At 74.3% G+C, this 12220-nt stretch carries 12 protein-coding genes and 1 pseudogene; 8 read left to right on the top strand and 5 right to left on the bottom strand.

Features of this window, described 5'->3' with window-relative positions; genetic code table 11:
- Positions 1-158, top strand: a pseudogene (locus HF526_RS36015) (glucose-1-phosphate thymidylyltransferase); the annotation flags it as partial.
- Here HF526_RS36015 and HF526_RS33425 read toward each other — a convergent pair.
- On the bottom strand, positions 115-3288 hold the full coding sequence (locus tag HF526_RS33425; protein ID WP_169385659.1) for a BTAD domain-containing putative transcriptional regulator: 3174 nt from the start codon (positions 3286-3288) through the stop codon (positions 115-117). The pseudogene HF526_RS36015 and the gene HF526_RS33425 overlap by 44 nt on opposite strands.
- A 109-nt stretch (positions 3289-3397) precedes the next feature.
- Here HF526_RS33425 and HF526_RS33420 point away from each other — a divergent pair, with 109 nt between their 5' ends.
- The 4 genes from HF526_RS33420 (at position 3398) to HF526_RS33405 (ending at position 6458) form a co-directional block, all read left to right on the top strand.
- The gene (locus HF526_RS33420) at positions 3398-3763 is read left to right on the top strand and encodes a cupin domain-containing protein (protein WP_169385658.1); all 366 of its coding nucleotides are present in this window, start codon (positions 3398-3400) and stop codon (positions 3761-3763) included.
- Between the two features lie 8 nt (positions 3764-3771).
- Complete coding sequence (locus tag HF526_RS33415; RefSeq protein ID WP_338051931.1) at positions 3772-4341, top strand: TIGR03086 family metal-binding protein; 570 nt, start codon at positions 3772-3774, stop codon at positions 4339-4341.
- On the top strand, positions 4338-4727 hold the full coding sequence (locus HF526_RS33410; protein WP_211178179.1) for a nuclear transport factor 2 family protein: 390 nt from the start codon (positions 4338-4340) through the stop codon (positions 4725-4727). The genes HF526_RS33415 and HF526_RS33410 overlap by 4 nt, the downstream gene beginning before the upstream one ends.
- A 69-nt stretch (positions 4728-4796) precedes the next feature.
- Positions 4797-6458: a class I adenylate-forming enzyme family protein gene (locus tag HF526_RS33405; RefSeq protein WP_169385656.1), complete on the top strand. Its 1662-nt coding sequence runs from the start codon at positions 4797-4799 to the stop codon at positions 6456-6458.
- Between the two features lie 12 nt (positions 6459-6470).
- Here HF526_RS33405 and HF526_RS33400 read toward each other — a convergent pair whose 3' ends face one another.
- From HF526_RS33400 to htpX, 3 genes are read right to left on the bottom strand one after another with little or no spacing between them, the layout of a single operon-like run.
- Positions 6471-6674 (bottom strand): DUF6186 family protein, encoded by a 204-nt coding sequence (locus HF526_RS33400; RefSeq protein ID WP_169385655.1) that lies wholly within the window; start codon positions 6672-6674, stop codon positions 6471-6473.
- A complete protein-coding gene (locus tag HF526_RS33395; RefSeq protein ID WP_169385654.1) occupies positions 6671-7060 on the bottom strand; it encodes a hypothetical protein in 390 nt (129 codons plus the stop codon). Before HF526_RS33395 ends, HF526_RS33400 begins: the two co-directional genes overlap by 4 nt.
- 53 nt (positions 7061-7113) lie before the next feature.
- Positions 7114-7974, bottom strand: coding sequence for a zinc metalloprotease HtpX (htpX, locus tag HF526_RS33390; protein ID WP_169385660.1), 861 nt, complete (start codon positions 7972-7974; stop codon positions 7114-7116).
- Between the two features lie 161 nt (positions 7975-8135).
- On the opposite strand from htpX, the gene HF526_RS33385 reads away from it, so the two are divergent.
- A complete protein-coding gene (locus HF526_RS33385; RefSeq protein ID WP_169385653.1) occupies positions 8136-8864 on the top strand; it encodes a phytanoyl-CoA dioxygenase family protein in 729 nt (242 codons plus the stop codon).
- Positions 8865-8871: 7 nt separating this feature from the next.
- On the opposite strand, the gene HF526_RS33380 is transcribed toward HF526_RS33385, so the two are convergent.
- Positions 8872-9444, bottom strand: a complete 573-nt coding sequence (locus tag HF526_RS33380) for a hotdog domain-containing protein (RefSeq protein WP_169385652.1) — start codon at positions 9442-9444, stop codon at positions 8872-8874.
- Between the two features lie 36 nt (positions 9445-9480).
- Between HF526_RS33380 and HF526_RS33375 the strand changes: the two genes are divergently transcribed.
- Positions 9481-10230, top strand: coding sequence for an enoyl-CoA hydratase (locus HF526_RS33375; protein WP_169385651.1), 750 nt, complete (start codon positions 9481-9483; stop codon positions 10228-10230).
- Between the two features lie 130 nt (positions 10231-10360).
- A partial coding sequence (locus tag HF526_RS33370) for a 2-oxoacid:acceptor oxidoreductase subunit alpha (protein ID WP_169385650.1) occupies positions 10361-12220 on the top strand: 1860 nt, incomplete at its 3' end.

Below are 12220 nucleotides of genomic sequence, written 5' to 3'. Positions count from 1 at the left end.
AGGGGGTGCGGATCGCCTGCCTGGAGGAGATCGCGATGGACCGCGGCTGGATCACCCCCGACTCCGCCCACGCCCTCGGTGCCGCCCAGGCCAACTCCGGCTACGGCGAATACGTCATGGCAGTCGCCCGCGCCCACGGCGCCGACGCCCCGTCCTGACCCTCCACTCTCCTTGGACAACGCAGAGGCGGGGGACGGAGACCAGGTGGCCGCCTGCGCGGGCCGCCGCCAGGGCGTGGGCGGCCAGCGGTGTGGCGTGCGGGTCGCCGCGGGCGAGCGCCAGTTCGACCTGCGCCAACCGGCCCTCGTAGTGCCCCAGCGGCGGGCCCTGCGCCAGCGCGCGCTCGACCAGCACCGCGGCCTCGTCCAGCCGGTCCAGCGCCACCGCGACGAGCGCCGCCCGGGCCGCCGCCCACGACGCGAACAGGCTCAGCCGGTCGCCGGCCATCCGCCCGGATTCGGCGAACGCCTCCCCCGCCTCCGCGAGCCGCCCCTGTGCCTGCAGCGCGATGCCGAGCGCCCGCCAGCCCGTCGCCGTCCAGCCGCGATGCCCGACACCGCGGGCGATCCGCAGCGCCTCCCGCGCGTCGGCCTCGGCCTCGGCGCCCCGGGCGAGTCCGGACAACGCCTCCGACCGGTGCCACAGCGAATACGCCACCCCCTCCGGGGAGTCGAGGTCACGGGCCAGCCGCAGCGCCGCCGTCGTCTCGGCCAGGCCCTCGCCGGGGTGGTCGAGGAAGACCAGTCCGTGCCCGCGCGTGGAGCGCGGGGTGACCACCCGCAGCAGCTCGCCCGACCCGGTGAACAGCTCCGCCACCCGGCCGAATAGCTCGACCCCCTCGGCGATCCGGCCGTCGAGGAACGTCGCCATCGCCCGGCCGTCGAGGATGCGTGCGACGCCCTGGGCGTCGCCCAGGCCCTGGTAGAGCGCGAGCGCGGCCTCGGCCCGCTCGGTGGCCCGGGCCGGGCGCTCCAGATTCATGTCCAGGATCGCCGCGGTCTCCAGGGCGAGCGCGCGGGCGCCCGGGTCCGAGCCCGCCTCGACGAGCGCGAGCTCGACCAGGTCGGCGGCACGCTGCAGGTCGCGGGCGCCCGAGGACAACATGGCCAGCCGGGACCACCGCCGGGACCGGGCCGGACCCGGTTCGGCGAGCGCCTCCTGCAGGTCGGCCACGGCGCCGCTGAGGTCGCCGTGCGCGGCGCGGGCCTCGGCGCGAACGTCCAGCAGGTCGGCGCGCACGGTGCCCCGGGGCTCGAGCCCGAGCCCGGCCTCGGCCAGCGCCGCCGCCTCCCGGGTGGCGTGCCCGTCCAGCGCGTGGCCGGCGGCGCGGGCGTAGGCCGCGCCCGCCGCGGCAGCGTCCCCGGCGTCGCGGTGGTGCCGCGCGATCTCCGACGGATCCGCGTCCTCGGCCTCCAGCGCACGGGCCAGCAACCCGTGCAGCCGACCCCGCTCTCCGGGGCTCAGCCCCGCGGTGACGGTCTCCCCGACCAGATCGTGCGCGGTCCCCCAGCCGGTCTCGCCCAGCCGCAGCAGCCCCGCGCCGGCCAGCGCCGACAGCGCGTCGAGCACCTCCCGCGGGTCGAGCGCGGCGGCCGCGGCCACCGTTCGCGCCGGGGTCTCCCGGGCCAGCAGGGCGACGAGGCCCAGCACCTCCGCGCGCACCCCGGAGTGCCGCTCGACGCGGCGGCGGACCGCACGGAGCTGCCCGGTGCGGCCCAGCTCCCGGGCGAGCGCGACGGCGTCCGGGATGCGCGGGCGCCAGCCGCCCGGGGCGGCCACGACCGCGGCCCGCTCGACCAGTTCGCGCAGCACCTCGGCCACCGCGAACGGCGTGCGGTCGGTCGCGTCCAGCAGCGCCGCGGCCAGCGCGTGGTCGGCGACGGCCTCGGTGGGCAGCGGCCCGAGGGTGATCTCGGCGAGCGGACGGACCGCGCGCAGCTCGGCCAGCGCCCCGGCGCCGAGCTCGTCGGGCCGGTAGGCGAGCACCGCGGCCAGGTCGGGCAGCCGGGCCAGCGCCGACCCGAGCAGTGCCAGGCTGCTGGGATCGGCCCACTGCAGGTCGTCCGCGATCAGCAGGGCGCCCCCGGGGTTGTCGCCGGCCGCCGCCTCCAGCACCCGCAGCCCGCCGGCCAGCAGCAGCGCGCGGCGGCTCTCCCCGTCGAGCGCGCCCGCGCTGCCGGTCTCGGTGAGCTCGGGCAGCAGCCCGCTCAGTGCGTCGCGGACCCGCGCCGGCAGCGCAACGGCGACCCCGGCGTCGATGGCCAGCGCCTCCCGGAGCAGCGTCCGGGCCAACCCCCACGCCTCGGCCCGCTCGGGGAGGAACGCCCGCGCCGCGACCACGGGCAGCGACACGCCGCGGGCGAGTTCGGCGAGCAGCCGGGACTTCCCGACCCCGGCCACCCCGGCCAGCGTGACCACCCCGCGCGCGGCCACCGCCGCCCGCAACCGGGCCAGCTCGGCGTCCCGCCCGACGAAGCTCAGCCCCCCGAACGCCGGGCCGCCGAACGCGACCACCCGCGGGACCGGGTCGCGCCGCGGGCTCGGCCGGCCGCGCAGCAGCCGTAGCTGCAGCTGGGTGACCTCGGCCGACGGGTCGACGCCGAGCTCGTCGGCCAGCCGGTGGCGCAGCTCGCCGAGCCGGACCAGCGCCGCCGCCCGGTCCCCGGCCGCGGCCAGCGCCCGGGCCAGCACCAGCGTCGACGACTCCCGCAGCGGCTCCGCGGCGACCGCGTCGGCGCCGAACTCGGCCGCCGCGCCCGCATCCCCCACCTCCAGCGCGGCCCGGGCGGCACCCTCCAGGGCGTCCACCCGCGCGCGCAGCAACCGGTCCCGCGGCTCGCGGGCCCACTCGGCATAGACGTCCTCGGCCAGCGGCTCGCCCCACAGCCCCAGCGCCGCGGTGAACGCGCGCAGCGCCTGGGCCGGGTCGCCCGCCGTCCGGCCGGCCGCCACCGCGGCGTGGAACTCCTCGACGTCCACCCCGCACGCGCCCAGTGCGTAGCCGCCGGGCCCCGTGACGACCAGGCCGGCGTCGCCGAGGGTCCGGCGGGCCCGGTTCACCAGCACGCCCAGATTGCCGGCGGGGTCGGCCGGCAACCGGTCCGGCCAGATCGCCTCGGCCAGCGTCTCGTGCGGAACGAGGTCGGGCCGGCGCACGGCGAGCACCCGCAGCAGCGTGCGGACCTTCCGGCCGCCGAACGCGGCCGGTGGGATCTCCTCGCCGCCCCGGCGGACCTGGAACCGCCCGAGTAACCGGAGGTACGTGCCGTCGGGCGGGACCGCCGCCACCGCGCCATCTTCCCCCGCCGGGTCCCCGCCATCCAGATGCCAACCGGCTGCAAGGCCGGGTTCCTAGCGTTCCCGGCATCCGAGGACGAGCACTGGGGAGGAGACCGCCATGAACACCGTGCAACCCGGCTACGAGCAGCAGGACTTCGCCCACCCCGGCGAGACCCGCGAGTTCCCGAACGGCCGGCTCGACCTGCTGCACATCGGCGGCGCCGAGATCGGCCGGCTGACCCTGCAGCCGGGGTGGCGCTGGTCGAACGACGTCAAACCGCTGGCCGGTACCGAACTGTGCGAGGCCCCGCATTTCCAGTACCACGTCAGTGGGACGTTACGGATCCAGACCGCCGACGGGCGTACGTTCGACGCCGTCGCCGGCCAGGTCACCGCGTTGCCGTCCGGGCACGACGCGTGGGTGGTCGGGGACGAGCCGGTCGTCGTCGTCGACTGGTGGGGCGCCTCCGACTACGCGAAATGAGGGTGACCGTGGACGAGAACGACATCGTCGAGCTGTACCGGCGGGCCAGCGCCGAGTTCGGCAAGCGGGTGCACGCGGTCGAGGGCCGGTGGGACGCCCCGACCCCGTGCGCGGACTGGGACGTGCACACGCTGGTCAACCACCTGGTCAACGAGGAGCGGTGGACCCCACCGCTGTTCGCCGGGGCGCGGATCGAGGAGGTCGGCGACCGCTTCGACGGCGACCTGCTGGGCCACGACCCGGTCGCCACCTGGGAGCAGGCCGCGAAGGAAGCACTGGAGGCGATCCAGGCGCCCGGCGCGCTGAGCCGCACCGTGCACCTGTCCTTCGGCGACCACCCGGGCCGGGAGTACGCCACCCAACTCGCCGCCGACCACCTGATCCACGCCTGGGACCTGGCGCGGGCGGTCGGGGCGGACGAGCGCCTGGACCCCGACGCCGTCGACGCGCTGCTGCCCTGGTTCGGGCCGATGGAGGATCTGTACCGGCAGATGGGCGTGATCGGTCCGCGCCGGACCGTGCCGGAGGGGGCCGCCCCGCAGGACCGGCTGCTGGCGATGTTCGGGCGGCAGCCGTGAGCGCGCAGGCAGTGCCGAACTCCGGTTCGAACACAGCCGTGGAGGGGGCGGCTGCGCTCGCCGCGGTCGCCCGTTTCAACGCGGCGTTCGACGCCCGCGACGTCGACGCCGTGATGGCCGCGATGACACCCGACTGCGTGTTCGAGGACACCAGCCCGCCCGACGGCCGCAGGCACACCGGGCAGGCTGCGGTGCGCGCGGCCTGGGAGGAGTTCTTCGCCGCGTCGCCGGACGGGGTGTTCACCTCCGAGGAGGTGATCGCGGCGGGCGACCGGGTGGTGGCGCGGTGGCGCTACGACTGGGGGGCCGGGCACGTCCGCGGCGTCGACGTGTTCACGGTCCGGGACGGCCGGGTCGCGGAGAAGCTCGCCTACGTGAAGGGCTGAGCGCACGGTGTGAGGGCTGCCCACCCGGAGCAGTGACAGCCCTCACACGCGCGGGGTCTACTGACGGCCATGAGCATCTACGACCAGCGCCCGTGGCTCGGCGTCTACGACCAGGGCACCCCGGCTGAGATCGAGATCGAGCACCCGAGCGCGCTGGCGATGTTCCGCGCCGCCGCGCGCAGCGCGCCGGACCGGCCGCTGCTGCACTACTTCGACGCCACCCGGACCGTCGCCGAGGTCGACGCGGACAGCGACGCGCTGGCCGCCGGGCTCGCGCAGCTGGGCGTGGCGCCGGGCGACCGGGTCGCGGTGTTCCTGCAGAACGTGCCGCAGTGGATGATCACGATGCTCGCGGTGTGGAAGGCCGGCGGCATCGTCGTCCCGATCAACCCGATGCTGCGGGAGCGGGAGCTGCAGGTGATCCTGGCCGACTCCGGCGCGACCACCCTGGTCGCGCTGGAGTCGCTGCACCCGGTGGCCACCGCGGTGCAGCCGGGAACGGCCGTGCGGACGATCATCACGACGTCGGAGCTGGACTACCTGGGCGAGGACGTGCCGAAGCTGCTCGCCGGCACCGCCCGGACGAAGGCCGCCGATGCCGTCGATCTGCTGGAGTTGATCGAGGCCCACCGCGGCGCGGCAGCACCGGACGTGCCCGAGCCCGGCCTGGACGACGTGGCGTTCCTGACCTACACCTCCGGCACCACGGGCCCGCCCAAGGGCGCGATGAACACCCATCGCAACGTGGTGTTCAACGCCCGGACCTACCGGGACTGGATCCACCTCGGCCGCGACGACGTCATCCTCGGCGTCGCCCCGCTGTTCCACATCACCGGCCTGATCGGGCACCTCGCCGTCGCCACACTGATCCCGGCCCCGCTCGTCCTCGGTTTCCGCTTCGACGCGGGCACGACGCTCGACCTGATCGAGCGCTGGCGGGCGACGTTCGTCGTCGGTGCGATCCCGGTGTTCGTCGCGTGGATGAACCACGAGACCGCCGGCCAGCGCGACCTGTCGAGTCTCACCAAGGTCTACAGCGGCGGCGCCCCGGTGGCGCCGGCGATCGTGGAGGCGTTCGAGAAGCAGTTCGGCCCCTACATCCACAACGCCTACGGGCTCACCGAGACGACATCGCCGTCGCATGTCGGCCCGCCGGCCGGCCGGGCACCGGTGGATCCGAACTCCGGCGCGCTGTCGATCGGGGTGCCGGTGTTCAACACGATGGTGCGCATCGTCGGCGACGACGGCGAGGATCTGTCCGCGGGCGAGATCGGCGAGATCGTGACGAGCGGGCCGCAGGTCGTCCCCGGGTACTGGAACAATCCGGAGCAGACCGCGCACGCGCTGCCCGACGGGGTGCTGCACACCGGCGACGTCGGGTTCATGGACCCCGCGGGCTGGTTCTACATCGTCGACCGCAAGAAGGACCAGATCAACGCGGGCGGCTACAAGATCTGGCCGCGGGAGGTCGAGGACGTGCTCTACGAGCACGACGCGGTGCGCGAGGCCGCGGTGGTCGGGGTGCCCGACTCCTACCGCGGCGAGACGGTGAAGGCGTTCGTCAGCCTCAAGCCGGGCCGCACCGCGGAGCCCGCCGACCTGATCGCGCACTGCAAGGAGCGGATGGCTGCCTACAAGTACCCGCGGCAGGTGGAGATCCTCGACGAGCTGCCGAAGACGGTGAGCGGGAAGATCCTGCGCCGCGAGCTGCGGGGGCCGGCCTCGGGCTGAGCGGCTCGGCGGTCAGCGCGCGAGGAAGTGGAAACCCGTCCACAGCCACGCGACCATGGCCAGCCAGCGGACCGGCGGGTGCGCGAGGGCGGCGTGCAGCGCCTCGCCAAGCGGGCGCAGCCGGGGGCCGGGCCACCGGCGCGCAGCCAGGTCGACGGCGAACAGCACGGCGGACAGCACGGCGAACCCGGCGACGATCACGGTGTAGGGCGTCATCGGGTCACCAGCCAGCGGCCGAGCGCGAGCCAGCCGAGGTAACCCAGCACCCGGCCCGGGTAGGTGGCCAGCACCGGGTCGAGCATCAGGCTGAACGTCGGGTGCGCGGCGTCGTCGCCCCAGAGCGCGGCAGCGAGCTCCCACAGGCCGAACAGCACGCCGAGGCCGAGCCACAACACCGCCGCGGCCACCGGCCGGGCGGTGCTCGGCAGCGGCGCGACCGGGTGGCGGGCCCGCAGCACCAGCAGCAGCACGCCCGGGGCGAGCACGGCGACGGCGGCAGGGGCGGTCAGCGGACGGGCGGGCGCGGCCAGCAGCGCATACCCGGCGATGGCGGCGTCCCAGCGGTCGAGCCGGAGCCCGCGGGCCCGCTCCGCGATGGTCACGGACTCAGTGTGGCCCGGATCGCCGGTCCCGCCGAGTCGGTCGGCCCGATGCGTCAGCGGCGGTAGGCCATCTCCTCGAGCCGGCGGATCCGGTCCTCCATCGGCGGGTGGGTGGAGAACCATTTCGCCAGCTGGTCGCCGGGCCGGAACGGGTTGGCGATCATGAGATGCGACTGCGACGTGAGTTGCGGGTCGGGCGGCAGCGGCGCGAGCTGGGTGCCGCGCTGCAGCTTGCGCAGGGCCGTGGCGAGCGCCAGCGGGTCGCGGGTCAGCTGCGCACCGGACGCGTCGGCCTGGTACTCCCGGGACCGGCTGACCGCCATCTGCACGACGCCGGCCGTGATCGGGCCGAGCAGCGCGATGAGGATCATCGCGATCGGGTTGGGGCGGTCCTCGTCACCACCCCCGAACAGGCCCGCGAACATCGCCATGTTGGCCAGGAAGCCGATCATGCTGGCCATCGCGCCGGCAACGCACGAGATCAGGATGTCGCGGTTGTAGACGTGGCTGAGCTCGTGGCCCAGCACCGCGCGCAGCTCGCGCTCATCGAGGATCTCGAGCAGGCCGGTGGTGGCACACACCGCGGCGTGCCGCGGGCTGCGGCCGGTGGCGAACGCGTTCGGGGCGTTGGTCGGGCTGATGTAGAGCTGCGGCATGGGCTGGCGGGCGGCCTGGCTGAGCTCGCGGACGATGCGGTACATCGCCGGGTGCTCGGCCTCCGTGATGGGCCGCGCGTGCATCGCGCGCAGCGCGAGCTTCGCGGAGTTGAAGTAGGCGTAGCCGTTCATGCCCAGCGCGACGAGCACCGCGATGATCAGCCCGCCGCGGCCGAACAGCGACCCGACGAGAAGCACGAGCGCGCTCATCCCACCGAGCAGCAGCGCCGTCTTCACGCCGTTCATGTGGCTGTGCACCGACATCCGTCCTTCCGGGGACCTCGTGGCGTCCCCGACCGGACAACGAGCCGCAGCCGGGCGATGTTCCTCGGGTGTGCCGCGGTCCGTCGCGCGTGGCGGCGACGCGGCGTCTCGATGCACCCTGGAGCGGAACGCCCGAACTGAGGAGTGAGAAGGCCGTGGACGGGGCGACGACGCTCGCCGAACTCGGGGTGCACGACGGGGTGCTGGAGGCGCCCGCGCGCGCCGCGCTGGCCGCCGACGGGTACGTGGTGCTGGACGGGCTGCTGGACGCCGCCGTACTGCGCGACCTGCACGCGTGCGTCGACGAACACCTGATCCGGGAACGCGACGGCCCGTTGTGGCGCCCCGGCAGGACGCTGCACGCCGACCTGCTCGACGCCGGGCCCGCGGTCGACGCCACCTGGACGGCGCCGCGGCTGCTCGCCGCCGTGGCCGCGGTCCTCGGCCCGGAGCTGCAGCTGCGCCGGGTGCACTACCGCGCGCCGCAGCCCGGGTTCGGCGCGCAGTCACTGCACGCCGACTTCGCCGGGCCGGCACCGGAGGACGGGCCGCGGATGGCCGTCGTGATCGTCGCGCTCGTCGACGTCACCGAGAACGGCGGCGCCACCCGGGTGCTGCCCGGCTCGCACCGCTGGCACTACGCGGCGCCGTCCTCGGCGGTCGATGTGCCGCACCCCGGGGAGCGCCTCGTGCCGCTGGCGGCCGGGTCGGCGCTCGTGCTCGACGGGCACCTGTGGCACTCCGGGACGCGCAACCGCACCGACCGGACCGGCGACGCACTGCGGATCACCTTCGCCCGCCGGGGCACGGCCGGTCCGGACTACCCGGACGTCAGCACGGAGACGTTCGACCGGCTGGGGCCGGCGGCGATGGTGCTGCTGTAGCCACCGGTCAGGGATTCACCTCGAGGTAGTTGTTCCGGTGCAGCTCCGGGTTCATCTGCACGGCCGCCACCTCCTCGGCCCGCCCGTGCTTGACGAAATGCTCGGCCGGCACCACCAGGAACAGCGCCTGGGCCTCGGCGGCGACCGGGCCGTCCGGCGCGTCGAGGTGACCGGTAGCGCTGAGCCACAGTTTCCGGCCTTCTCGGCGGTCCACCCGGGCCTGCAGGTACAGCGTCGTGCCGACCGGCACCGGGCGGCGGAACCGGGTCTGCAGCTGCGCGGTGACCGCCGGCTCCCGGAAGAACACCTGCAAGGCGCCGAGCGCCTCGTCGAACGCCGCCGTCAGCAGGCCGCCGTGGGCCAGCCCCGGGGCGCCCTGGTGATCGGGGGTCACCGTGAAGGTGCCGGTCAGGGTGAGGTCCTCGCCGGCGGTGAACCGCATGTGCAGGCCGCCGGGACCGTCTCCGCAGGCGAAGCAGTAGGCGTAGTGCTGCCCGAGCACGGTGCCCGGCGCCGGGGCGTCCGGGTGCGGAACCGGCCGGTCGGCGTCCGTGGTGGCCTGTGAGGTCGAACCTGACACACGAGGGACGGTAATCGAGAGGGCAGGATGACCCGCATGGCCACCGAAGTCCGCACAGACATCAAAGACCGCGTCGCGCTGCTCACCGTGTCGAACCCGGAACGCCGCAACGCCATGAACCTCGAGCTGTCGGGCAAGCTCGTCGAGGCCCTGCACGCCGCGGTCGCCGACGAGGGTGTCGGCGCCGTCGTCATCACCGGCGAGCCCCCGGCCTTCTGCGCGGGCGGCGACCTGGCCGAGCTGCAGAGCGCGGACCCGGCCACGCTGCGCACCGTCTACGCGGGTTTTCTCGAGGTCGCGAACTGCCCGTTGCCGACGATCGCCGCCGTGAACGGCGCCGCGGTGGGGGCCGGGCTGAACCTGGCGCTGGCCTGCGACGTGCGGCTGGCCGGCCCGAAGGCGAAGTTCGACGCCCGCTTCATGCCGCTCGGGCTGCACCCCGGCGGTGGCTACACGTGGATGGTCGACCGGGCGGTGGGCCCGCAGGGCGCGGCCGCACTGACCCTGTTCGGCGACGTGCTCGACGCCGAGGAGGCCGAACGGGTAGGCCTGGTGTGGCGTCGCTACGACGACGTCGTCGCCGGCGCGTGCGAGATGGCCGCCCGGGCCGCTGCCGCACCCCGCGACCTCGAGGTGACCACCAAGGCGACGATGCGGGTGACCGCCGGGATGACCGCGCATGCCGACGCCACCGAGATCGAGGTACGGGCCCAGGCGGCGTCCGTGCACTCCGCAGAGTTCCAGGAACGGGTGGCCGCGCTGCAGGCGAAGATCAGCAAGCGCTGAGGTTCGTTCCACTGGCGCGAACAGGTTCCTGTGACCTGGCGCGGGGTAAGGGGACACTGGGAGACGCGGCCGGTTAACCTCCAGAGGTTGGCCCCTACCCTGCACCCGAGCTCCGAGGACTGACCTCGATATGACGTCTAGCGACACCGCCGTCGATCATTCCTCCGCCCCGTCCGGCGACGGGCGCGAGGTCGTTGTTCGCGATCGGGTGGTGATTCGGTTCGCGGGTGACTCGGGTGACGGTATGCAGTTGACCGGGGACCGGTTCACCTCGGAGACCGCGGCGTTCGGTAACGATCTGTCGACGTTGCCGAATTTCCCGGCGGAGATCCGGGCGCCTGCCGGGACGTTGCCGGGGGTGTCGTCGTTCCAGTTGCATTTCGCGAACTACGACATCCTCACCCCCGGGGACCGGCCGGACGTGCTGGTGGCGATGAACCCGGCGGCGTTGAAGGCGAACATCGCCGACCTGCCCGCGGGTGGGGTGTTGATCGTGAACACCGACGAGTTCACCCGGCGGAACCTGACCAAGGTCGGGTACGAGTCCAACCCGCTGGAGGACGACTCGCTGGCGCAGTTCTCGGTGTTCCCGGTGGCGATGGCCACCCTGACCCGGGGGGCGCTGGAGTCCACCGGGCTGAGCAAGAAGGACGCGGAGCGGGCGAAGAACATGTTCGCCCTGGGCCTGCTGTCGTGGATGTATCACCGCCCGCACGAGGGCACCGAGCGGTTCCTGCGGGAGAAGTTCGCGCGGCGCCCGGAACTGGCGGAGGCGAACATCCTGGCGTTTCGCGCCGGGCACGCCTACGGGGAGACCACCGAGGCGTTCGCGGTCACCTACGAGGTGGCGCCGGCGAAGCTGGAGGTGGGCACCTACCGCCAGATCACCGGCAACACCGCGCTGGCCTACGGCATCGTGGCCGCCGGGCAGACCACCGGGCTGCCGGTGTTCCTGGGCTCCTACCCGATCACCCCGGCCAGCGACATCCTGCACGAGTTGTCCAAGCACAAGGGGTTCGGCGTCACCACGTTCCAGGCCGAGGACGAGATCGCCGGGGTGGGCGCGGCGCTCGGGGCGAGCTTCGGGGGCGCGCTGGGGGTGACCACCACCTCCGGGCCGGGGATCGCGCTGAAGTCCGAGACGATCGGGCTCGCGGTCGCCCTGGAGCTGCCGCTGCTGGTCATCGACGTGCAGCGCGGTGGCCCGTCCACCGGGCTGCCCACCAAGACCGAGCAGGCCGACCTGCTGCAGGCGATGTTCGGGCGCAACGGCGAAGCCCCGGTGCCGATCATCGCGCCGCGCTCGCCGGGGGACTGCTTCGACGCCGCCCTGGAGGCCGCCGCGATCGCGGTGCGCTACCGCACCCCGGTGCTGCTGCTGTCCGACGGGTCGCTGGCCAATGGGTCGGAGCCGTGGAAGGTCCCGAACGCCGAGGCCCTGGAGTCGGTGGATCCCGGGTTCGCGACCGAGCCGAACGCGCCGGACGGGTCGGGGGAGTTCTGGCCGTACCTGCGTGACGCCGACACCCTGGCCCGGCCGTGGGCGGTGCCCGGCACCCCCGGTCTGGAGCATCGCATCGGCGGGCTGGAGAAGGCCGACGGGCGCGGGTCGATCTCCTACGACCCGGACAACCACGACCGGATGGTCCGGCTGCGCGCCGCGAAGATCGACGGCATCACCGTGCCGGATGTCGCGGTGGACGACCCGAGCGGGGACGCCGAGCTGCTCGTCATCGGGTGGGGCTCGACCTACGGCCCGATCGGCGCCGGGGCGCGGCGGATCCGCGGCCTGGGCCACAAGGTCGCCACCGCGCACCTGCGCCACCTGCACCCGCTGCCCGCCAACCTCGCCGAGGTCCTGGGCCGGTACCGCACGGTGCTGGTGCCGGAGATGAACCTGGGCCAGCTGGCGCTGCTGCTGCGCGCCCGCTACCTGGTCGACGTCAAGTCCTACACCAAGGTTTCCGGCCTGCCGTTCAAGGCCGAGGAG

Origin of the sequence: Pseudonocardia acidicola (assembly GCF_012911935.1) — a bacterium.
Taxonomy (GTDB): Bacteria; Actinomycetota; Actinomycetes; order Mycobacteriales; family Pseudonocardiaceae; genus Pseudonocardia; species Pseudonocardia acidicola.
This window is presented reverse-complemented; position numbering and strand designations above follow the sequence as displayed.

Excerpts from the sequence above, each read along its gene's own strand:
- HF526_RS33420 (WP_169385658.1), top strand. The coding sequence starts at position 3,398 with ATGAACACCGTGCAACCCGGCTACGAGCAGCAGGACTTCGCCCACCCC.
- HF526_RS33405 (WP_169385656.1), top strand. The coding sequence starts at position 4,797 with ATGAGCATCTACGACCAGCGCCCGTGGCTCGGCGTCTACGACCAGGGC.
- HF526_RS33375 (WP_169385651.1), top strand. The coding sequence starts at position 9,481 with ATGGCCACCGAAGTCCGCACAGACATCAAAGACCGCGTCGCGCTGCTC.
- HF526_RS33400 (WP_169385655.1), bottom strand. The coding sequence starts at position 6,674 with ATGACGCCCTACACCGTGATCGTCGCCGGGTTCGCCGTGCTGTCCGCC.